Source organism: Nonomuraea sp. NPDC049750 (genome assembly GCF_040659625.1).
GTDB lineage: Bacteria > Actinomycetota > Actinomycetes > Streptosporangiales > Streptosporangiaceae > Nonomuraea.
This window is the reverse complement of the sequence record NZ_JBFANB010000025.1, coordinates 60,076-81,260: the sequence shown is the minus strand read 5'-3', so window position 1 is coordinate 81,260 and position 21,185 is coordinate 60,076. Positions and strand designations below refer to the sequence as shown.

The 21,185-nt window shown below is 69.4% G+C and carries 23 protein-coding genes; 14 read left to right on the top strand and 9 right to left on the bottom strand.

All coding sequences use genetic code 11. The features are described 5' to 3' along the window. Positions 1-104 precede the first annotated feature (104 nt). On the top strand, positions 105-1,490 hold the full coding sequence (locus tag AB0J16_RS43400; protein WP_358551087.1) for an NCS2 family permease: 1,386 nt from the start codon (positions 105-107) through the stop codon (positions 1,488-1,490). Positions 1,491-1,505: 15 nt separating this feature from the next. Here AB0J16_RS43400 and AB0J16_RS43395 read toward each other — a convergent pair whose 3' ends face one another. Then, positions 1,506-2,522 (bottom strand): excalibur calcium-binding domain-containing protein, encoded by a 1,017-nt coding sequence (locus AB0J16_RS43395; RefSeq protein WP_358551085.1) that lies wholly within the window; start codon positions 2,520-2,522, stop codon positions 1,506-1,508. Positions 2,523-2,730: 208 nt separating this feature from the next. Between AB0J16_RS43395 and ald the strand changes: the two genes are divergently transcribed. After that, positions 2,731-3,852, top strand: a complete 1,122-nt coding sequence (ald, locus tag AB0J16_RS43390) for an alanine dehydrogenase (protein WP_358551083.1) — start codon at positions 2,731-2,733, stop codon at positions 3,850-3,852. A gap of 23 nt (positions 3,853-3,875) precedes the next feature. On the opposite strand, the gene AB0J16_RS43385 is transcribed toward ald, so the two are convergent. Then, positions 3,876-4,457 (bottom strand): DinB family protein, encoded by a 582-nt coding sequence (locus tag AB0J16_RS43385; RefSeq protein ID WP_358551081.1) that lies wholly within the window; start codon positions 4,455-4,457, stop codon positions 3,876-3,878. A gap of 93 nt (positions 4,458-4,550) precedes the next feature. Between AB0J16_RS43385 and AB0J16_RS43380 the strand changes: the two genes are divergently transcribed. The 7 genes from AB0J16_RS43380 to AB0J16_RS43350 all read left to right on the top strand — a co-directional run bounded on the left by AB0J16_RS43380 (position 4,551) and on the right by AB0J16_RS43350 (position 9,037). Beyond that, positions 4,551-5,105 (top strand): isochorismatase family cysteine hydrolase, encoded by a 555-nt coding sequence (locus AB0J16_RS43380; RefSeq protein WP_358551079.1) that lies wholly within the window; start codon positions 4,551-4,553, stop codon positions 5,103-5,105. Between the two features lie 118 nt (positions 5,106-5,223). Further along, entirely contained in the window at positions 5,224-5,409 is a 186-nt protein-coding gene (locus AB0J16_RS43375) for a hypothetical protein (protein ID WP_358551077.1), read from the top strand. Between the two features lie 207 nt (positions 5,410-5,616). After that, complete coding sequence (locus AB0J16_RS43370) at positions 5,617-5,748, top strand: hypothetical protein (protein WP_358551075.1); 132 nt, start codon at positions 5,617-5,619, stop codon at positions 5,746-5,748. 28 nt (positions 5,749-5,776) lie between these two features. After that, positions 5,777-6,046, top strand: a complete 270-nt coding sequence (locus AB0J16_RS43365) for a metal-sensitive transcriptional regulator (RefSeq protein ID WP_358551073.1) — start codon at positions 5,777-5,779, stop codon at positions 6,044-6,046. A gap of 82 nt (positions 6,047-6,128) precedes the next feature. Beyond that, on the top strand, positions 6,129-7,460 hold the full coding sequence (locus AB0J16_RS43360; RefSeq protein ID WP_358551071.1) for a rhodanese-like domain-containing protein: 1,332 nt from the start codon (positions 6,129-6,131) through the stop codon (positions 7,458-7,460). Positions 7,461-7,488: 28 nt separating this feature from the next. Continuing rightward, positions 7,489-8,049 (top strand): rhodanese-like domain-containing protein, encoded by a 561-nt coding sequence (locus AB0J16_RS43355; RefSeq protein WP_358551069.1) that lies wholly within the window; start codon positions 7,489-7,491, stop codon positions 8,047-8,049. 70 nt (positions 8,050-8,119) lie between these two features. Beyond that, a complete protein-coding gene (locus AB0J16_RS43350; protein WP_358551067.1) occupies positions 8,120-9,037 on the top strand; it encodes a sulfite exporter TauE/SafE family protein in 918 nt (305 codons plus the stop codon). Between the two features lie 161 nt (positions 9,038-9,198). Here AB0J16_RS43350 and AB0J16_RS43345 read toward each other — a convergent pair whose 3' ends face one another. Then, the gene (locus tag AB0J16_RS43345) at positions 9,199-10,128 is read right to left on the bottom strand and encodes an oxidoreductase (RefSeq protein WP_358551065.1); all 930 of its coding nucleotides are present in this window, start codon (positions 10,126-10,128) and stop codon (positions 9,199-9,201) included. Between the two features lie 81 nt (positions 10,129-10,209). Between AB0J16_RS43345 and AB0J16_RS43340 the strand changes: the two genes are divergently transcribed. From AB0J16_RS43340 to AB0J16_RS43330, 3 genes are all read left to right on the top strand, one after another. Next, positions 10,210-10,854 (top strand): TetR family transcriptional regulator, encoded by a 645-nt coding sequence (locus AB0J16_RS43340; RefSeq protein ID WP_358551064.1) that lies wholly within the window; start codon positions 10,210-10,212, stop codon positions 10,852-10,854. 67 nt (positions 10,855-10,921) lie between these two features. Further along, entirely contained in the window at positions 10,922-11,752 is an 831-nt protein-coding gene (locus tag AB0J16_RS43335) for a helix-turn-helix transcriptional regulator (protein WP_358551062.1), read from the top strand. Positions 11,753-11,796: 44 nt separating this feature from the next. Continuing rightward, positions 11,797-12,759 carry a zinc-binding dehydrogenase gene (locus AB0J16_RS43330; RefSeq protein ID WP_358551060.1) on the top strand — a complete coding sequence of 321 codons (963 nt, stop codon included), beginning with the start codon at positions 11,797-11,799 and terminating at the stop codon, positions 12,757-12,759. Positions 12,760-13,010: 251 nt separating this feature from the next. Here AB0J16_RS43330 and AB0J16_RS43325 read toward each other — a convergent pair whose 3' ends face one another. From AB0J16_RS43325 to AB0J16_RS43315, 3 genes are all read right to left on the bottom strand, one after another. Further along, complete coding sequence (locus tag AB0J16_RS43325) at positions 13,011-13,559, bottom strand: hypothetical protein (protein WP_358551058.1); 549 nt, start codon at positions 13,557-13,559, stop codon at positions 13,011-13,013. A 188-nt stretch (positions 13,560-13,747) separates the two neighbouring features. Then, complete coding sequence (locus tag AB0J16_RS43320; RefSeq protein ID WP_358551056.1) at positions 13,748-14,041, bottom strand: hypothetical protein; 294 nt, start codon at positions 14,039-14,041, stop codon at positions 13,748-13,750. Between the two features lie 213 nt (positions 14,042-14,254). Next, complete coding sequence (locus AB0J16_RS43315) at positions 14,255-14,962, bottom strand: DUF3105 domain-containing protein (RefSeq protein WP_358189138.1); 708 nt, start codon at positions 14,960-14,962, stop codon at positions 14,255-14,257. A 121-nt stretch (positions 14,963-15,083) separates the two neighbouring features. Between AB0J16_RS43315 and AB0J16_RS43310 the strand changes: the two genes are divergently transcribed. Together AB0J16_RS43310 and AB0J16_RS43305 are read left to right on the top strand one after the other, a co-directional pair. Next, positions 15,084-15,737 (top strand): DUF305 domain-containing protein, encoded by a 654-nt coding sequence (locus tag AB0J16_RS43310; protein ID WP_358551054.1) that lies wholly within the window; start codon positions 15,084-15,086, stop codon positions 15,735-15,737. 120 nt (positions 15,738-15,857) lie between these two features. Beyond that, positions 15,858-17,300 (top strand): NAD(P)/FAD-dependent oxidoreductase, encoded by a 1,443-nt coding sequence (locus AB0J16_RS43305; RefSeq protein WP_358551052.1) that lies wholly within the window; start codon positions 15,858-15,860, stop codon positions 17,298-17,300. A gap of 71 nt (positions 17,301-17,371) precedes the next feature. On the opposite strand, the gene AB0J16_RS43300 is transcribed toward AB0J16_RS43305, so the two are convergent. The 3 genes from AB0J16_RS43300 to AB0J16_RS43290 are packed head-to-tail and all read right to left on the bottom strand — an operon-like array spanning position 17,372 to position 21,110. Beyond that, positions 17,372-18,418: a low specificity L-threonine aldolase gene (locus tag AB0J16_RS43300; RefSeq protein ID WP_358551050.1), complete on the bottom strand. Its 1,047-nt coding sequence runs from the start codon at positions 18,416-18,418 to the stop codon at positions 17,372-17,374. Then, complete coding sequence (locus AB0J16_RS43295) at positions 18,415-19,044, bottom strand: SDR family NAD(P)-dependent oxidoreductase (RefSeq protein WP_358551048.1); 630 nt, start codon at positions 19,042-19,044, stop codon at positions 18,415-18,417. Before AB0J16_RS43295 ends, AB0J16_RS43300 begins: the two co-directional genes overlap by 4 nt. Beyond that, positions 19,041-21,110 carry a DUF6421 family protein gene (locus AB0J16_RS43290; RefSeq protein WP_358551046.1) on the bottom strand — a complete coding sequence of 690 codons (2,070 nt, stop codon included), beginning with the start codon at positions 21,108-21,110 and terminating at the stop codon, positions 19,041-19,043. The genes AB0J16_RS43295 and AB0J16_RS43290 overlap by 4 nt, the downstream gene beginning before the upstream one ends. Positions 21,111-21,185 lie beyond the last annotated feature (75 nt).

Genomic DNA, 21,185 nt, shown 5'->3' with positions numbered 1-21,185 from the left:
GCGCCTTGCGAGGCGTGATCGGCGCCTTGTGGGACCGGCCGGAGGGATGATCACGCACCCGGCCGGGTAAGGCACCCGGCACTCCCCCTTGATCGCGAGGGGGAATGGCCGTGCTCGACAGGTTCTTCGAGCTCTCCGGCCGGTCGACGACGGCCGGGCGCGAGGTGCGCGGCGGCATCACCACATTCATGGCGATGGCCTACATCATCCTGCTCAACCCGATCATCCTGGCCGGGGCCCGTGACGTCACCGGCGCCAGGCTCTCGATCGTCCAGCTCACCACCTCGACCGCCTTGGCGGCGGCCGTCTCGACGCTGCTCATGGCCTTCATCGGCAACGCGCCGTTCGGGCTGGCGGCCGGGCTCGGCCTGAACGCGGTCGTGGCCTACCAGGCCGCGCCCCACATGACCTGGGCCCAGGCGATGGGCCTGGTCGTCCTCGAAGGACTCGCGATCGTCATCCTGGCCGTGACGGGCCTGCGTACCCTGATCATGAACGCGATCCCGCTGGCGCTCAAGCACGCGATCAGCGTGGGGATCGGGCTGTTCATCGCGCTGATCGGCCTGGTCGACGCGGGCTTCGTGGCGGCGGGATCCGGCACGCCCGTGCAGCTCGGCGCGACCGGGCACCTGGCGGGCTGGCCGGTCACGGTGTTCTGCTTCGGGCTGCTCCTGATGATCGTCCTGTACGTACGCCGGACTCCGGCGGCCATCCTCATCAGCATCGCGGTGACTACTGTCCTGGCCGTGGTCGTGAATTCACTGGCCTCCATCGACCCCAAGACCTGGGGCGTGGTGACACCCCGGGTGCCGAAGTCGCTGGTCGCGGCGCCCGACTTCGGGCTGGTGGGACGGTTCGATCTGTTCGGCGGGTTCGTGAGCGCGGGGGCGCTGACGGCGGCCGTGGTGCTGTTCACGCTGATTCTGTCCGGGTTCTTCGACGCGATGGGCACGATCATCGGCGTCAGCGACGAGGCCGGGCTGGTGGACGAGCAGGGGCGGGTGCCGCGGCTGGGCGCGATCCTGACCGTGGACGGCGTCGCGGGCATGATCGGCGGGGCGAGCAGTTCGTCGGCCAACACCGTCTTCGTCGAGTCGGCCGCCGGCGTGGGCGAGGGGGCCAGGACCGGGCTGGCCAGTGTGGTGACCGGGGCGCTGCTGGGCCTGGCCCTGCTGTTCACGCCACTGGCCGGGATGGTGCCCGCGGCCGCGGCGGCACCCGCGCTGGTGCTGGTCGGGGCGCTGATGATGACGCAGAGCAGGAACGTGCCCTGGGAGGATCTGGAGCTGGCGGTGCCCGCGTTCCTGACGATCGCGCTGATGCCGTTCACGTACTCGATCACGAACGGGGTGGGGGCCGGGGTGATCTCGTACACGCTGATCAAGGCGGCTCGGGGGAAGTTCGGGGAGATTCCGTGGCTGCTGTGGGTGGTCTCGCTGATCTTCCTGGCCTATTTCGGGATCACCGCGCTGGAGGAGCTGTTCGGGTAGCTGCTTGGTCGGCTGTCAGCGGATGTCGGCGGTGTTGCAGGCCACGTTGTTCTTGTCGAGGTCGGGGTACCAGGCGTACTCGGGGTGGACGCCCTTGGTGTACGGGCCGTCGCCGGCGGCGACGGCCGCCTTGCAGCTCGCGTAGTGGGGGTCCAGGCTGCCCCGGACGGGAGAGGTGGCACGGCTGGCCGGGGCCGAGGCGCCTGATGTCGGCGCTCCCGCGTTGGGCACGCCCGTCGTACCCGTCGTGCCCGTCGTGCCCGTCGTGCCCGGGGGGGCCTGGCCCGTGGTGGTCGGCGCTCCACCGGTCGGCGCTCCACCCGTTGGGGCTCCACCCGTTGGCGCTCCACCCGTTGGCGCTCCACCCGTCGGTACCCCTGCGGTCGGGGCGGCGTCGGTCGGCCCTCCGTTGGTCGGCGCTCCGCCGGTCGGCGCTCCGGGCGACGGCGTGGAGCCGAGCAGGCTCGCGGCCAGGGCCTCGGCCGCCGCCTTGTCGAAGCCCACGATGCTCAGGCTGTCGCCGTCCATGGGCTGCGTGACGATCGGTGCTGCCACAACGGTCTTGGGCACCTGGACGACCGCCACCTGCCGCTGGTCGGTCACCAGCTCGTCAATGAGGTCCGACACCTTCTGCTTGAACGCGGGCGCGATCGCGATGCGCACCGAATAGGTGCCGTCCTTCTCGCGTACGGCCTCGATCCGCTGTACGGCGTTGACCGTGACCCCGTCCTCCAGCAGGTAACAGGTGGTCTGCTCCTTGTCGAGCACGGCCGTGACACCCGGGCACGGCGCCGGCTTGGTGTCTCTGACCGGCGCGAAGTGGATCGGCGTCGCCAGCCGCAGCGGCGGGACGCCCCCCAGGAGCGGCGCGTCGGGGCTTCTGGTCATCAGGACGGCGACCGTCCCCAGCACGCCGGAGATGAGCACAACGATCACCAGCGAGACGATCAACACGATGGTGGTGAATCTGCTGGCCTTGGGTTCTCCGGGCTCTCCGGGCTCCGCGGGTGGCGGCTCTTCCGGCTTCTCCATCGTTGGCGACCCCATCCTGACGTTCGGGCTGCGGGTGAGCCTATCGAGGACCGGCTGTAGCGGGGTAATCAGGCGAACAATCCTCATCGTCCAGCAAGAAATGGGGAAGATGGGGAAAAGGGCTGCAGATTGTCGATGGATCCTTACGGCGGTCGAGAAGAAAGTGACGCCGCCTGAAGGCAGGGGTTTCCACGCTCAAGGAGTCTCGATGAAGGTCGGCGTTCCCCGCGAGGTCAAGGACAACGAATACCGCGTCGCGCTCACCCCCGCGGGCGTCCACGAACTGGTACGGCACGGCCACCAGGTCCACGTCGAGCACGACGCGGGCCTCGGCTCGTCGATCCCCGACGCCGACTTCGCGGCGGCCGGTGCCGTCATACTCGACCAGGTCGACGACGTCTGGGCCGAGAGCGACCTGGTGCTGAAGGTGAAGGAGCCGATCGCCGAGGAATACCACCGGATGCGCAAGGGCCAGATCCTGTTCACCTACCTCCATCTGGCCGCCTCCCGGGCCTGCACCAAGGCGATGCTCGACTCGGGCGTCACCGGGGTCGCCTATGAGACCGTACAGACGCCGAACGGCGCCCTCCCCCTGCTCGCCCCCATGTCGGAGGTCGCGGGACGGCTCGCGCCTCAGGTCGGCGCGTACCATCTGATGCGCTCGCAGGGCGGCAGAGGCGTGCTGATGGGCGGCGTGTCAGGCGTGCGCGCGGCCCACGTCGTGGTGATCGGCGCGGGCGTGTCGGGCATGAACGCCGCCGCCATCGCGCTCGGCATGCAGGCCGAGGTGCTCCTCCTCGACAAGAACATCGACAAACTCCGCCAGGCCGACATGATCTACCAGGGCCACTGCCAGACGGTCGCCTCCAACACCCTGGAGATCGAGAGCGCCGTACGCGAGGCCGATCTGGTCATCGGCGCGGTCCTGGTGCCCGGCGCGAAGGCGCCCAAGCTGGTGACCAACGAGCTCGTCAGCCGGATGAAGCCCGGCTCCGTGCTGGTCGACATCTCGATCGACCAGGGCGGCTGCTTCGAGGACTCCCGGCCCACCACGCACGCGGAGCCGACGTACCAGGTGCACGAGTCGGTCTTCTACTGCGTGGCCAACATGCCGGGCGCGGTCCCGTACACCTCGACGTTCGCCCTGACGAACGTCACGCTCCCGTACGCCCTGGCCATCGCCGACCGGGGCTGGGCACCGGCCATGCGCCAGGACCGGGCGCTCGCGCTGGGGCTGAGCACGCACGAGGGCCGCCTGACCAGCCGGCCGGTGGCGGAGGCCCACGGGTTGGCATGGACGCCGTTGGAAGACGTACTGACCCGAGCATGACCAGGCGACCGCTGAGCACCTGATTACTGACCTATGCGGCCGTCGATGCGCTCGCGCAGCAGGTCGGCATGACCCATGTGTCGGGCGTACTCCCAGATCATTCCGAGCGCCGCCTCGCGCAGCGACATCAGCCCTCCACCGCTGCCATGCAGATTCGCGGCATCGTCGGCGGTGATGTCGAGACTGGGCGCCTCGGCCATGAACCGCTCGGCGAAGTCCACCTCCGCACGCCATGCCTCCCACGCCTCCGCCACGACCTTGGGGTCGGCGACAGCACCGTCGAAGTCACCGTCGCGGTCGGTCTCGGAGGTGAACAGCTTGGGGACGTCCTGTCCGGCCATCAGCACCCGGAACGTCCCACGCTCCACCTCGGCCAGGTGCCGCACCAGGCCCAGGAGCGACATCGTCGACGGCTCAACGGACCGCCGCGCCATGGCCTCCGCGTCGAGATCCGCGCATTTCATCTCCAAGGTGAGGCGTGCGCAGCGCAGGTTTTCGATCAGCGTGGTGCGCTCGTCGCCCAGCGTTGGCCCGTTCTCACGTGGGTCGTCGTCGGATGGCTTGCCGTCCGCGGTGAACATGTCGGCTCGTCGTGTGGTTGCCATGGCCGCCATCTTGGGCGAAGCGCCTGGCGGCCGACAACTGATTAACGATCCCTAGACTCATGGTCATTCGCCGTAACTCACGGAAGGACGACAGTGGCCAAGACCGCTCTCCTGGTGATGGATGTCCAACGGGTCATCGTGGACCGCTACCCGGACCCCGCCTACCTGCCGCGCCTGCGCGAGGCGATCGACGCCGCCCGGGCCGCCGGCCTCCCGGTGATCTACGCGGCCGTCGGGTTCCGTCCCGGATATGCGGAGATCAGTCCCCGCAACAAGATGTTCGGCGCGATCGCCCGCATGGGGGGAATCGCCGGAAACGAGCAAGCCATGGAGATCCATCCGGACGTGGTGCCGGAGCCTGGCGACGTCGTCGTCACGAAGAAGCGGGTCAGCGCCTTCGCCGGCAGCGACCTCGACATGGTCCTGCGGGCAGGCGAGATCGATCACCTGGTCCTCACCGGCATCGCCACGAGCGGCGTCGTGCTGTCCACCCTGCGCCAAGCGGCCGACCTGGACTTCCAGCTCACCGTCCTGTCCGACGCCTGCCTCGACTCCGATCCCGAGGTGCACCGGGTGCTCGTGGAAAAGGTGTTCCCCGGCCAGGCGGACGTCACCACCGTGGCCGAGTGGGTGGCGACGACCAAGTGATCCGAGGCCGCTTCTATGGCAGCTGGGTGCCGGCGGCCCATTGATCCGAGGCTGTTTGCGTCCCTGACATCTGTTTTCCTGACACCCCGACGGGTACGCCGGGGTGATGCACGAGCCCATGGCAGAGCGGATACGACGACGCGCCGAGCACCTGCTGCCCGAGGAACAGGCAGCAGGGAGCGACGACACTGAGATGCAGGCGGCAAGCATCCTCGCCGACTCCGACGCCCGCGAGGAGTACGCGGAATCAACACCCGATCTACGGATCGACCACCGCACCTCCGAGGAGACCGTCGACCCTTGACGCGCTCTCCGGTGCGAACGCCGGAGATTCAGCCTGTGCCGTCGGGGCCCGGCTGGGGCTGGACGCGCGCCCGACTCCCAGGACCGCCCCGGCGTCCTCTCTGTGCAACGCGCAGGCCGGGGTGTCCGCACACCAGGTGGTGAATTTGGTGAAGACCTGTTCCAGGACGGGCAGGGTCGGCAGTGTCCGGTCGCGCCAGCCGTCGGCGTGGTTGATCGTCCCGTCCAGCTGCGCAGGGAGCTGACCGCCTTCGGCCGCAAGCGGCTGGGTACGGTCGCTCCGAAGGAGATCGCCTTCGAAAGGAAGCTCGCCGCCCCGGCGAGACCAGATTTGCACTGATGGGTACCCCTGGGGGTATATTTGAGACATGGAGCTGAACGAGGGCATGGTGGGTGACGCGCTGACCCGGCTGAAGCGGGCACACGGCCAGTTGGCCGGGGTCATCGCGATGATCGAGGCCGGCGAGGACTGCACGAAGGTGCTGACCCAACTGGCGGCCGTCTCCAAGGCTCTCGACCGTGCCGGCTTCAAAATCGTGGCGACCGGGCTAAGGCACTGCCAGGACGCCCAGAACCGCGGCGATCAGCCGGCTATGAGCGTCGCCGAGCTGGAGAAGCTCTTCCTGGCGCTCGCCTGACACCCGCGGCCACGGCAGACGCCGAGGCCGCACTTTTTTGACCCATCGATACCCCCCCGGGTATAGAAGGAGTGAATGGACCATGGATGTCATGTTGTTCCGGACGCTTGGCCTGGGCGACCAGACCTACCTGCTGACACACGAGGGCAAGGGCGTCCTCGTGGATCCCCAGCGCGACATCGACCGCTTCCTGCGGGCCGCCGCCGAACGGGACGTGGACCTGCGGTTCGTGCTGGAGACCCACCTGCACAACGACTACGTCTCCGGCGGCGAGCAGGCCGCGCTGCGCACCGGCGCCGAGCTGGTGCTGCCTGCCGCCGCGGCCCCCTCCTATCGGCACACACCCGCCTTCCACCTGGAGGAGATCAACGGCGGTGGCCTGACGATCCGGCCCATACACACGCCCGGCCACACCCCCGAGCACACCAGCTACCTGGTGCTCATCGACGGCGAGCCGGTCGCGCTGTTCTCCGGCGGCAGCCTGCTCGTCGCCTCGGCCGGCCGTCCCGACCTACTCGGCCCCGAGCGCGCCCGCTCTCTGGCCCGCCTTCAGCACGGCTCGCTGCACCGCCTGGCAGCACTGCCGCCCGGCATCGCCCTGTATCCGACCCACGGCGAGGGCTCGTTCTGCACCGTCACCGGTGCGGGCAGGCTGACCTCCACCATCGGCGCGGAGCTGAAGGACAACCCGATGCTGGCCATCGAGGGGCCCGACGAGCTGGCCGATACGCTGCTGGCCGCGCCCATGCCCATCCCGGCTTTCTACAAGTTCATGGGTCCGGCCAACACCCTCGGTGTGCCGCCCATGCCCCCCGCCCGAGTGGCTGAGCTCGACCAGCCCGCGCAGGGCAGCCACGTCGTCGACATCCGGCCCCGCCAGGTCCAGGCGCGCGGCATGCTGCCCGGCTCCCTCGGCATCGAACTGGACGACGACTTCGGCAGTTGGACGGGATGGCTGCTGCCGTACGCCAAGCCGATCACGCTGGTCGCCGAGCCCGGCCAGGACGTCGCCGAGGCCGTCACCCAGCTCGCCCAGATCGGCATCGACACCGTCCAGGGCGTCGTGCGCAACCTGGGCGAGGCCGCCACGCAGACCTACCAGCTGGCCGCGCTCGACGCCTTCGTCAAAATGCTGATCCAGCCGACCGCCCAACTGCTGGACGTACGGATGCCCACCGAACGGGAGCAGACCCGGCTGGCGGGCGCGGTGGAGCGCTTCCTGCCCGACCTGTTGACCCAGGGGATCCCCGGCAAGCTCGACCCTGCCCGTCCGGTCCTCATCGCCTGCGCCTCCGGCCGGCGCGCCGCCATTGCCGCCGGACTCCTCGCCCGCGAGGGATACCGGCCGATCGCGCTCACCGGCGCGGGAGTTCCCGAGGTCGTCGCTTCGCTCCGCGAGCGAAACGCCGCCTGACCACCAAGACCAAGCCAGGAGAAACCCCGTGTCCCACATCGACGCCGCCACCGTCCGCTCGCTGATCGCGGCCAACCCCGACGTGCTCGTCGTGGATGTACGCACCCCGGCCGAGTTCGAGTCCGCGCACATCGACGGCGCCATCAACCTGCCGCTCGACCAGGTCGACGCCCACCTGCGGCGCATCGTCGCCCACGCGGGCGGGCGCATGCTGCTCATCTGCCAGTCCGGCAACCGCGCCGAACGTGCGAGGTCGGCGCTGAGCGGCGCCGGTCTGGACGACGTCGCGGTCCTTGACGGCGGCATGAACGCCTGGATCGCCTCCGGAGCGCCGGTCAACCGCGGCCGGGCGCGCTGGCCGCTGGAGCGGCAGGTCCGGCTCATCTCCGGGAGCATCGTGCTCGCCTCGGTCGTGGCGAGCCTCTGGATCCCGGCCACGGTGCTCATCGCCGCGTTCATCGGGGCGGGCCTGGCGTTCGCAGCCGTCACCGACACCTGCGCCATGGGCATGCTGCTGGCCCGGCTGCCCTACAACCGGACGGACGGCGCGGACGTCGAGGCCGCCATCGCGCGCCTGCGCCGAATCTGAGCAGAGACGGACCCCTGACCTCCGACCCGCCGGGCCAATCCATCAAACCCTTATACCCCCGGGAGTATTGGTGATCGTCTTGACCCTTGCTGCCGCTGCCGTGATCGGCGTGACGCTCGGCCTGTTCGGCGGCGGCGGGTCCATCCTCACCGTGCCGGTGCTGGTCTACCTCGTCGGCGTGCCAGCCAAGCAGGCCATCGCCATGTCGCTGTTCGTCGTGGCGATCACCAGCGCGGTCAGCGCCGTCGGCCACGCCCGGGACGGGCGCATCCGCTGGCGTACCGGGCTGATCTTCGGCGCGGCCGGCATGGCGGGCGCGTACGGCGGCGGGCTGATCGGCCCGTACCTGCCCGAGACGCTGCTCATGGCGGCCTTCGCGGCCATGATGCTCGCCACGGCCGTGGCCATGATCCGCAACCGCCGCATCCCCGCCGCCAAGCCTCAGCGCCGCGAACTGCCCGTCCCGCATGTGATCACTGAAGGCGTGGTCGTCGGCCTGGTGACCGGGCTTGTCGGCGCGGGCGGCGGGTTCCTCGTGGTGCCCGCGCTGGTGCTGCTCGGCGGTCTGCCCATGGGGGTGGCGGTGGGCACCTCGCTGCTCGTCATCGCCATGAAGTCCCTGGCCGGCCTGGCCGGCTACCTGCACAGCACGCTCGTCGACTGGTCGATTGCGCTACCGGTGACCGCGGCGGCCGTGGCCGGTGGGCTCCTCGGCGGCTGGCTCGCCGGCCGGATCAACGCCGACCGCCTGCGCACGGCGTTCGGCTGGTTCGTGCTGGCGATGGGCGCCTTCGTCCTCGTCCAACAGACGCCGCCCGCGCTGCTGCACAGCACCTGGAGCGCCGTGCTCACGGCCATCGCGGTGGTGACGGTCGCCGTCACGCTCATGCTGAGGCGCAGACGCCGGTCAATCGTGCGGAACTCGGCTTCGTCGAGTGCTCAGTCCAGCGGCTGTAGCGGGACTTCAAGCCGTCCCAGTCGAGCATGAAGTGGTTCATGTCAGGAGCCTCCACGCCCAGGTGGGGTGGACGATAGCGCTTTTGCCGCGCGCATTGTCTGGAGTGAGCAATGCGATTCACCCCGCCGCCGCTGGGGGCAGCGCACGGAGTTCGACGATCACGAACTGTAGAGGCAGGGGCACGCTCAGACTCAGCCAGTGACCGGAAGCGCGTACCGCACGGCGGTCAGCCGTTCCGACAACTCCCACAGCCGGCGTCCGGTCTCGGCGTCGGCGGCGGCCGGGGCCAGTCGCACCCGTGTTGGCGCGCCACGCAGTTCGCCCATGCCGTCCGGCCCGAAGAACTGCCCGCCGGACGCGTTCGGGGCGGTGGCCGCGTACAGCTGGGGCAGTGCGCCCCGGTCCGGGGGCTGGGCGAGCGGGGTGAGGATACGGCCGTACAGCATTTTCACCATGCCGACCGGTGCGCTCGTCTGCAGGTTGGTGGCGGTGTAGCCGGGGTGGGCGAGCATGCTGGCCACCGGGCTGCCGGCGGCGGTCAGGCGGCGGTGGAGTTCCCAGCCGAAGACCGCGTTGGCGAATTTCGACTGGTTGTAGAACCTCATCGGCGCGTACGCGCGCTCACCGGACAGGTCCTCGAAGAACAAGCGGCCCTGCCGGTGGTTGGCCGAGCTGACGGTGACCACGCGGGGGTCGTCGCCGTCGGCCAGGAGGTCGAGCAGCAGGCCCGTGAGGGCGAAGTGGGCAAGATGGTTGACGGCGAACTGCAGCTCGTGGCCCTGCGCGCTGAGGGTACGGGGTGGCGCCATGACGCCGGCGTTGTTGATGAGCACGTCCAGCCGCGCGTGGTCGGAGCGCAACCCGTCGGCGAAGGCGCGGACGGAGTCCAGATCGGCCAGATCGAGGCGGCGTACCTCCAGACGGGCGCCCGGCTGCTCAGCGACGATCTTCGCGACCGCCTGGCGGGCCTTGAGCTCGTCGCGTACGGCGAGGATGACGTGCCCGCCCTTGCGGGCGAGCGCTTGGGTGGTCGCCAGGCCGAGGCCGCTGGTGGCTCCGGTGACGACGAACGTCCGGTTGGTCTGGTCCGGAATATGCGCGGAGGTCCAGGATTCAATCACACGACACACGCTGCCCTTAGAGGCACTGAGTGTCAAGTTGCGCTTCCGTGCTACCAGCGGCATGGGATGTAAGGTGGGCTGGTGACCATTCGCCCCGAAGTGAGCCTGGCCCAGCGCAAACGTCAGCTCGTCTCTGACGAGCTGACACAGGCGGCGCTGAATCTGCTGACCCGGAAAGGGTTCGACGCGGTCACGGTCGACGAGATCGTGACCGCCGCAGGCGTTTCCCGACGCACGTTCTTCCGATATTTCGCTTCAAAGGAGGACGTGGTGGTCCAGTTCTTGGCCGAGATGGGCGCCGGCATGCGTGCGGAGTTGGCGGCCCGCCCCGCCGAGGAGCCGCCATCGGCCGCACTGCGGCACACCGTCTGGGCCTCCGTCAATGCCTGCGCCAGCCATGCCGACCGGGCGCTGCGCGTGGTGCAGCTGATTCTGGACACACCGGCCCTGCTCGCCCGCTTCCTGGAGCGCCAGGCGCAGTGGCGTGCGGAGTTGACGGCGGAGCTGGCCCACCGGCTGGGACTCGACCCCGCGGCCGACCTGTACCCGCACATGGCGGCCGGGATGGCGCTGACCGCTTTCGACGCCGTGCTGCGGCGGTGGAGCGACAGCGACGGTTCCGAGGACCCCACCGCCCTGATCGACCAGGCTTTCGCCGTGATCGCGCCGGCGCTGGACACTGTCGTAGGACAACAGCCGCTATCCACAGGCCGGCCAGCAGAGTGAAGCCGTCCTCACTTGCGCCCGCCAGCGGCAGTCGGAAGCCGGTTCTGTAGTCGCCTATGGTGTGTTCGTGACTGCCAGTCCAGACCGCCGTGACCAGCTCAAAGAGTTTCTGCGTGCCAAGCGGGAAGCTCTCTCCCCCGCCGACGTCGGTATGCCCGCCGGAGGGCGCCGCCGTACTCCGGGACTGCGCCGGGAAGAGGTGGCAGTGCTCGCCGGGGTGGGAGTGTCCTGGTACACCTGGCTGGAGCAGGGACGCGACATCAAGGTCTCCGATGCCGTGCTGGACGCGGTCGCCCGCGTGCTGAAGCTTGACGAAGCCGAGCGGGCGCACCTGTACGTACTCGCCGGGCTGAATCCACCGGACCCCGCAGGCCGGCCGGGCGCGCCGGTGAGCGAGCAGTTGCGCGCGGTACTGGACGCATGGATGCCCAATCCGGCGCACGTACTGGATCGGCACTACAACCTGGTGGCCATGAACGACGCCGCCAGGTGGGTGTTCGGATTCGACGACGATGTCCGGAACTGCATGGTGGCGTTCTTCACCCACCCGATCTACCGCGGCAGGTTCACCGAATGGCACGAGTTCGCCCCGGACATGGTGGCCGACTTCCGTGCCAGCGCGGCCCGCTATCACGACGATCCGGTGTTCGGCCAGATCGCCGACGAGCTGTGCGGCGCCAGTGCGGAGTTCGCCGAGCTGTGGGCCCGGCCGGACGTACGCTCCCGCTCCCAGGGGATCAAGGCGATCACCCACCCCGAGGCCGGGAACCTCACCTTCGAGTACTCGCTGTTCCGGCTGCCGGATCGTACGGACCTCAACGTGGTGCTGCACACACCGCATCCCGACACCGACACCAAGGAGAAGGTGGAAAGCCTGGTGGTGGCACACCCAGGATGAGCTGACACTGCCTTCCCGAAAGTCTTCCCACCACGATGGAAGACATGAAGGCAATCACGATTCCCGAATTCGGCAGTGCTGATGTCCTCCGCCTCGATGAGGTCGAGCTCCCCGAGCCCGGGCCAGGGCAGGTCTCCATCGACGTGGCCTACGCGGGCGCCAACTTCGCCGAGATCCTCTACCGGCAGGGCGTGGTGGACGTACCGCTGCCCTTCGTGCCCGGCATCGAGGTGTCCGGCCGCATCCGGGCGCTCGGCCCCGGCGTCGAGGGGCTGCGTGTGGGCCAGTCGGTCGCCGCGCTGACGATCGTCGACAGCGGCGGCTACGCGGAGGTGGTGACTACCTCCGCCGACCTGGTGGCCCCGTTGGACGGCTACGACCTGGGGCTGGGCGTAGCGGCGGCGCTGCCCTCCAACAGCACCACCGCGTTCCTCGTACTCGACCGGGTAGCCCGCATCGAACCAGGCGAAACCGTGCTCGTGCACGCCGCCGCAGGAGGCGTGGGCAGCCAGCTCGGCCAGGCCGCCCGGCTGCTGGGCGCGGGCCGCGTGGTGGGCACCGTGGGCAGCCCCGCCAAGATCGAGACCGCCAAGGCGTTCGGCTACGACGAGGTCGTGCTGCGCGAGCAGGTGGCCGAGGCCGGTCGGTTCGACGTCGTGGTGGACATGGTCGGCGGTACGGCACGACGCACCAGCCTGGACCTGCTCGCGCCGATGGGCCGGATGGTGGTGATGGGCAACGCCTCCGGCGCCGAGGACGTCGGGATCTCGGCCGACGAACTGTGGTTCACCAACAAGACGGTCTCCGGGTTCAACCTGGCCGCGTTCTCCGCCGCTTTCCCGGCAGAGGCGGGTCGGGCGCTGAATCGGGCTGTCGCGGCGGCCGCCAGCGGGGAGCTTCGGGTGCAGGTGGAGTCGCTACGGCTGGAGCAGGCCGCAGAGGCGCACCGCCGCATCGAGTCCGGCCGTACGACCGGCAAGCTCGTGCTCGAAGTCGAACGAATCTGACGTTTGCTCGCTCCGCCTCGCTCAAAGACCTTGGCCAGGCCGTGGCGGTTCTCTGTGGATGCACTCCGGCATCGCTTGTACCTCTCCGCTTGTACGGCTCTGTCCCCATGGCATTCACTCCCACGGGACGACTCCATTGCACATGCGTGGCCTGCCGGTTCGGCAACTGGCGACGCTCCGGTCACTCGCGGGTCTCCGGCGACCGGTCGGAATAGCCGTGGCAGGCCGGCGCCGACCAGGCGGCCCGGCACTCAGCCCGCTTCGTCGAACAGCCCTTGGAGGGTCTGGGCGGTGGCCGCTCGGGCGAGCCAGGTCTCGAGTTGGGCAAGGTCCGTGCAAGTGACGATCCGGGTGCTCACCTCGTCGGGAACGTTGAAGCCACGGGCAGCCAACACGAGCAGCACCGACCTGCCGGCCTCTTCCGCCTTGCCCTCTGTCCTGCCCTCCGCCTTACCTTCTGCCTTACCTTCGGCCTTACCTTCTGCCTTACCGTCTGCTTTGCCGCGGCCGTAGTGCTCGCGGGCGAAGGGGCTGTAGACCGGCCACTGCCGGGGGTTCTTGGTCTTGTCCTGCTGGATCTCCACGATGATGGCGTGGACGGGCGATTGTGGTGGCCCCAGCACCAGAACCAGGTCGGCCTCGATGTCATCGGAAGGGCGGGTGTTGAAGGTGCTCGTCTCCCGCCGGATCAGCGGAGTGGCGGGCAGGTCCACCCCCAGGAAGTCACGCAGGATCTCCACCGCCAGTTGAGGGCGGTGGGCGAACAGCTTGACGAGGGTGTCATGTGGAGGGGATGGCATGACACTCATTGTTACATCAAGAGCACGCAAAGTGACGATCATTCGCCTACCTCCGGCCCTGCCCGGACGTCAAGGCGCCACAGCGCGTTCCCGTAGTACTCCAGTGACACCGCCCACGGATACCCGCGGTCTTCATCAGAGCCATCAGCGGCCTCTCCGTGGGTGCGGAGCAGTGCTAGAAGGCCAGTTCACCGGTGGTCAGGTTGCGGCGGCGGATCAGCAGCCCCCGGTATCCCTCGGCGGTGGTTTCGTCGATGCACCCAGACCCAGGCATACCAGCGCGATCCTATGGCGCCATGGCCGGCGCGGTAGCGGTGCCAGTGCCGATCGGCCACCCCGACGGCGATATCGGCGGCGCTGCTGTCGGTTCCATCCGGGTTCACCCGCCGGTTGCCCGCGATCGCCAGCACGTAGTCGACCCCGCGCTGCTCCAGCAGGCCGCATAGGCGCGGGTCCTGGCCGTAGACCTCATCACCCCCCACTGGGCCGACAGTCCAGCAGCCTGTGCCCCCGCGTCTGACAGCCGCGACGGGATCGCGTCCGGGGGTAGCGGGGGCTGGCAGGCCCCCGCCGAAAGGCGGAGCCCCAAAAAGGCAGCCTGAGCGAAGAGCGAAGACCATGCTTTTCGGGGGTCGAAGGGGGCGGAGCCCCCCTGGGAGGCGCCGCCCGACCGCCAGGGAGGCCCGAGCTTGGGGTTACTTGTTGGTGGGGCTGGGGCTGATCATTTCCGTGGGGGGCTGGCTGGCCTGGCCCTTGGGCTCCGGGGGGAGGGGGGCCTGGTCTGCGGTCGTGGTGATGGCGTCGGGGCCGCCGCAGATGGCGCCGGCTTCAGGGGTGTCCGGGCCGTTCTGGTACTTCTTGATGAACGCCGCGAGCTTCGGGTCGTCGGCCTTGTCGAGCTTCAGCTGGTGGCCCCAGGAGGATGCCACGACCGGAGCGGGCAGGTTCGGGTACGGGCTGACCAGCATGTAGTCCTGCTGCCCCGTCGAGGTGGCCGTCTTCTTCAGCGCGTCGACCTGCGCCTTCGGCAGGTCGGGGCGGTAGGTGATCCACAGGGCGCCGTGCTCCAGCGAGTGGACGGCGTGCTCGTTGTGGATCGGCTTGTCGTAGACCGCGCACTGCTGCCAGTAGTTGTTGTGCTGGCCACCGACCGGCGGGGTCTCCTTGTACGTGACCGTGTTCCAGACGTGCTGGCCCGCCTCGTACTTGTAGTTGGCCACATCCCCCAATGACGTCTCTTTGGCCTGCTTGACCAAGTAGAAACCGACCACTCCGACGAGCAGCACGATGACGAGTCCGCCTGCCCCCCACATCAACAGCGCGGCGCGGCGCTCCTTGCTCTTCTGCTGCGCTCGCATCTTCTGCAGATGCTCGCGCCGCGCCTGCGCCTTCTCCTTCGTCATCGTTCCTCCATCGGCATGCCAACTCCGGGTCACCCTATGCCCTAGTGCAGTATGCGGAGAATAAGAGCGTCTTAAGTGTCCGGACTCGTCTCGGCGATGAGATGGGTACGCTGGACGAGCCATGGAAAAGCCCGCCAAGAACTCACTGCTCATCGCCTGCGCCGTGCTCATACTCGCCGGAGCGGTGATCTTCCTCGTATGGGGTCGGAGCGGCACTCCCGGCGACGCCTCGGCGGAGGCCGGATTCGCTCGCGACATGGCCACGCATCACGCGCAGGCCGTCGACATGTCGTTCACGATCAGGGACAAGACGCAGTCCAAGGACATCCGGAACCTGGCCTACGACATCATCACCACCCAGTCCAACCAGCGGGGCATGTTCCAGGGGTGGTTGCAACAGTGGGAGCTCGACCAGGCCACCGACCGCCGGCCGATGGCCTGGATGGCCGGGCACGGGCACAGCGGGTCGGGGACGTCGGCCGCCCCCGCGGCCGTCCCCGTGGGCGGGTTGATGCCGGGCATGGCCTCGCCGGACCAGCTGACCAAGCTCAAGGAGTTGCAAGGTACGGCTGCCGAGGTGCTCTTCCTGCAGTTGATGATCCGCCATCATGAGGGCGGGGTGCAGATGGCCGAGGGTCTGCTGAAGCTGTCCACGCGGGACGAGGTGGTCAGCATGGCGCAGAAGATCGTCAATGGGCAGACCGGCGAGATCAAGCTCATGACCGAGATGCTCAAGCAGCGCGGCGCGCAGCCGTACCCGACCATCCTGAAGTGAGCGCAAGGCGTCTCAGGGCAATGGGCTGGATTGAGGCGGGCCTCAAGTGGGCTCGCGGCGCCAGGGACTGAGGCGGGGATGAAGTGAGCGCGCGGCGTCACGGATTGAGGCGGCCCTGAGGTGAGTGCCGACGCCGTTGTGGTGGGGTCCGGGCCGAACGGGCTTGTCGCCGCCGTGCTGCTGGCTCAGGCCGGGCGTGAGGTGCTGCTGCTGGAGGCGGCCGATCAGTTCGGCGGGGGGCTGCGGTCGGCTGAGGTGACGCTGCCCGGGCGGGTGCATGATCTGGGTGCGACCGTGATGGCGATGGCGCTGGCCTCTCCTGCTTTCAGGGAGCTCGGCATCAGTGGATCCGGCGCCAAAGAGCCCGGTCTCCATGTGGGAGAGTTCGGTTCGGTGGAGTTCGTGCATCCCGCTGTGGTCGCCGCTCATCCGCTCGACGATCGGCCCGCCGTGCTCGTGCACCGTGATGCCCGCCGTACCGCGACCGGTTTGGGGAGGGATGCGGCGGTATGGGAGCGGACGGTGGGGGCGGCGGCGCGGGCCGGGTTGCCGCTGGTCGATCTGCTGCTCAAGCCGCTCGGGCCCTGGGAGCCGCGGCCGCGGGTGTTCGCGCAGGCGGCCAGGTTCGGAGTGGCGGCGGGGCTCCCGGTCACCACGCTCGGGCGGCGGGCGTTCCGGACCGTCGAGGGGCGGGCGGTGCTCGCGGGCATGGCCGCCCACTCCATGCTCGACCTGCGCTCGCCCATGACGAGCGGGTACGGCCTGCTCCTGGCGGCCCTGGCGCACCTGGTGGGGTGGCCGGTGGTGAAGGGCGGGTCGCAGGTCCTGGCCGACGCCCTGGTGGCCAGGCTCAGGGCGCTGGGCGGGGAGGCGGTCACCGGGCATCGGGTACGTCACCTGCGGGAGCTGGATGCCGAGACGGTGGTGCTCGACGTGACCCCCCGGCAGTTCCTGACGATGGCCGAGCTGCCGGCCGGGTATCGCAGGGGGTTGGAGCGCTACCGGTACGGCCCAGGGGTGTTCAAGCTGGACTGGGCGCTCGACGGGCCCGTGCCGTGGCGGGATCCGGCGGTGGCGGCGGCCGGGACGGTGCATCTCGGGGGCACGCTGGAGGAGATCGCGCTCAGCGAGGCCGAGATGGCCCACGGGCGGCACTCACCGCGGCCGTACGTCCTGCTCGTGCAGCCGTACGCGGCCGATGACAGCCGGGGCGGGCACACGTTGTGGGCCTACTGTCATGTGCCGAACGGGTCCAGGGTCGACATGACGGACGCCATCGAGGGGCAGATCGAACGGTTCGCGCCGGGGTTCCGCGACCGGGTGCTGGCCAGGCACGCGATGGGGCCCGCCGAGCTGGAGGCGGCCAACCCCAACCTGGTGGGCGGCGACATCGGGGGCGGGCTGGCGAGCCTGGGGCAGTTCGTCAGGCGGCCGGTGTGGTCGGCGGCGCCCTGGCGGACGCCGCTGCCGGGGGTGTTCCTCTGCTCGGCGGCCACACCGCCCGGGGCGGCCGTGCACGGTATGGGCGGCTGGCAGGCCGCCCGCCTCGCGCTCACCGACTGAGAGCTCGAAGCCCTAAGAACCCGCAAGCCCTAAGAACCCGCAAGCCCTAAGAGTCCTGAGGGCCCAAAGAGTCAGCCCATCTCCTCCCGGATCGCGGCCGCGAACGCGTCCACGTCCGCTTCCGTGGTGTCGAAGGCGCACATCCACCGCACCTCCCCCGTCGCCTCGTTCCAGGTGTAGAACCGGAACCGCTTCTGCAGCCGCTCCGTCACCTCACGCGGCAGCACCGCGAACACCGCGTTCGCCTCCACCGGGCGCGGCACCTCGACGCCGGGGATGTCGCGGACCGCCGCCGCCAGTCGCTGTCCCATGGCGTTGGCCTGGCGGGCGTTGCGCAGCCACAGGTCGCCGGAGAGCAGCGCCTCGAACTGCGCGGACACGAAACGCATCTTCGACGACAGCTGCATGAACGTCTTGCGGATGTAGTCGATGCCGCCGGCCGCCTCGGGGTTGAGCACCACGACCGCCTCGCCGTACAGCAGGCCGATCTTGGTGCCGCCGAAGGAGAGGGCGTCGACGCCCGCGTCGGTGGTCAGCGCCCGCAGCGGGACGTCGAGGGCGGCGGCGGCGTTCGTGAGGCGGGAGCCGTCGAGGTGGACGAGGAGGCCACGCTCGTGCGCGTGGGCGCAGACGGCCGCGATCTCCTCGGGGGTGTAGAGGGTGCCGAGTTCGGTGGTGTTGGAGATGGACACGACGCGGGGCTGGGCGCGGTGGACGTCGCCGAAGCCCCAGGCCTGGCGGTCGATCAGCTCCGGGGTGAGCTTGCCGTCAGGCGTGGGTACGGTCAGCAGCTTGATGCCGCCCACGACCTCCGGCGCGCCGCCCTCGTCGGTGTGGATGTGGGCGGTCTCGGCGCAGATGACCGCCTCCCACTGGGCGGTCATGGCGCGCAGGGAGACGACGTTCGCGGCGGTGCCGTTGAACACCGGCCAGACCCGGGCCCGTTCGCCGAAGTGCCGCTGGAAGACGCTCAGCAGGGCCTCGGTGTAGACGTCGTCGCCGTAGGCGATCTGGTGGCCGCCGTTGGCGTCGGCGATGGCGCGCAGGATCTCCGGGTGTACCCCCGCGTAGTTGTCGCTGGCGAAGCTCTTGAGCTGCGGGTCGTGCCGGGCAATCACTGAGTGAGGTCCAATCTGGTGCCGTTGAGCTGCGCGGCGGGCCGGTCGTAGAGGTCGCCGATCGCCTCCGCCAGCGTATTGACGTCGGTGTAGCCGGTGAAACGGGCGTCCGGCTTGGCGGCGCGCATGGCGTCGTTCACCAGGGCCTTGACGACCAGGATGACCGCCGCGCTGCCGGTGTCCTTCAGGGCGTCGGCCAGGGCCAGGGTCCACGCCTCCGCGGCCGCCTTGGCGGCGGCGTAGGGAGCGCCGCCCGCCGTGGGGTGCTGGGCCGCCTTGGCGGAGACGATCACGAAGCGGCCGTTCTGGCTCTTGCGCAGCAGCGGCTCGAAGGCCAGCGAGACGTGCTGGAGCGTGCGGATCAGCAGGTCGTGCAGGGCGTCCCAGTCGTCGAGGTCGGTCTCGGCGAACGACTTCGCGCCGCGCCAGCCGCCGACCAGGTGCACCACCCCGTCGACGTGGCCGTGCTCGGTGGAGATCCGGTCCGCGAGCGCTTGTACGGCCGCGCGGTCGAGAAGGTCGACGTCGTCCCTGCCGACCCCGATCACAGTGTGCCCATTTTTCCGGAAAAATCCGGAGACGGCCTGACCCGTGGGGCCGCCGGCACCCGTAACCAGAATGATCATGCCCGGATCCCCCTAGTCGATTCGACCACTTCGGCCAGCTTACGGCGCAGCGCCTCATAGAACATGCTCAGCGGGAACTCGTCCGGCAGCACCGCGTCCACCTTGGCCTTCTGCTCCTCCGGCAGCGCCTGGATCCCCTTGGCCCACGTCGATCCGGGGCTCGGCTCGACATACCCGCTCACCAGCTCGTACGCGGCCAGCCAGTGCGCCAGCTTGGACCGGTCGATGCTGTCCCGGTACAGCTTCTCGACCTCGCCCCGCAGATCGGCCACGCCGCCCGCCACGCGCTCCCAGTCGACCGTGAGCCGGTTGTCGGTCCACCGCACCACGTCGTTGCGGTGCAGGTAGGCGAAGAGCAGCTGCCCCCCGAGCCCGTCGTAGTTGCGCACCCGGTCACCGGTGATCGGGAAGCGGAACAGCCGGTCGAACAGGATGGCGTGCTGGACGTACCGCGCGTGCGGCACCCCCTTCTCCTCCAGCCGTACGGCCTCGCCGAACGCCGTCAGGTCGCAGCGCAGCTCTTCGAGCGAGTAGAGCCAGTACGGCATGCGCTGCTTGATCATGAACGGGTCGAACGGCAGGTCACCGTGGCTGTGGGTACGGTCGTGGATCAGGTCCCACATGACGAAGGTGTCCTGGGCCAGCCGCTGCGACTCCAGCAGCCTGGCCGCGTCCGGCGGCAGGTCGAGCTTGAGCGTCGCCGTGGCGGCCGTGGCGACCCGCCGGAACCTGGCGGCCTCACGGTCGGCGAAGATGCCGCCCCAGGTGAACCGCTCGGGCGCCTGACGTACGGCGACGGTCTCCGGGAAGAGCACGGCCGAGTGGGTGTCGTAGCCGGAGGTGAAGTCCTCGAAGGCGATCGGCACGAACATCGGGTTGTCGTAGCCGGACGACTCCAGCTCGGCCAGCCAGTCAGGCCAGATCGTCCGGAGCCAGACGGCCTCCAGGGTGCGGTTCGGATTGCCGTTCTGGGTGTACATGGGGAACACGACGAGGTGCTCCAGGTCGTCCACCCGCTGGGTGTCGGGGTGGAACAGCTCCAGGGAGTCGAGGAAGTCCGGTACGCCCAGATCTTGGGCGCTCCACTTGGCCAGGTCGGCGCGGACGGCGGCCAGGTAGGCGGCGTCCTGCGGGAAATATGGCGATATTTCGGCTAGCTGGCTGTCGATTGCAGCCACCAGCGCCTTCGCCCGGGGCTTGTCGTCGGGCACCGAGCCGTCCTTGATCTGGAGCGGGCGGAGCTCTTCGACCGTCGCCTTGAGAGCGGCGAACAGGGCCGCCTTCCGCTCGTCCCGGGAGCCGGTGGCGCCGTCGTCCGGCACGCGGGCCGCCCAGGTGACCACGTTCCCCCACAGGGTGCGGTGGTCGTAGTCCTCGATCGAGTCGTCGCCGAACAGGTCCGAGTCGGCGAACACCACGACCCGGCCGCGCCCGTGCCGCACAGCCAGGGCCAGCGGCGCCCCCGCCGGATCCGCACTCGCCGAACTGGCGAACAGCACGGTCGCGTCCACGGACGAATCCTCAAGAGCCAGCGCACCGGAGCGGTAGAAGCAGGCGGTCTTGACCCCGGCCAGCACCCCGTCACTCGTGGCCCGCTCGCCGAGCACCCAGGTCGCCACCCCTCGGTGAGCGTGCCCGGGATCCCGCACCGTGGCGTGCGTCACGCCCACCCCGAACCGGCCCAGCAGCTCGGCCAGGTTGTTGCCGTACTTGTCCTGCTCCTCCTCCGCCAGCACCACCAGCCCGCCGCCACCGGCGACGAACGCCTCCACCGCGTCCAGCTCGGCGGCGGAGAACATCGGGCTCCCCTGCCCCGTGGTGCGCTCCCACCGCTCCCCCGACGGATGCGCGATGACCAGCATGTCCTGCTCCTGGAGCGTTCCCGCGTCCAGCGGTCCGGTCAGACGGGCCGTCACCGTGTGCCCCAGGCGCCGCAGCAGCTCGGCCGCGCGGGCGTAGCTGTTGTCGTCGGGGTGGGCCGGGTTGATGGCCTCGGCGACCTCACGCCGGATGGTCCACGACTCGCTGTGGGCCTCGTCGAACAGCACCCTGGGGAACGCCTGCATGAAATATCTCCCGCCATAAGCATCTTCTACGGGAAAATATACATATAAGGACGCCCAAAACCGCCAAACATGTCC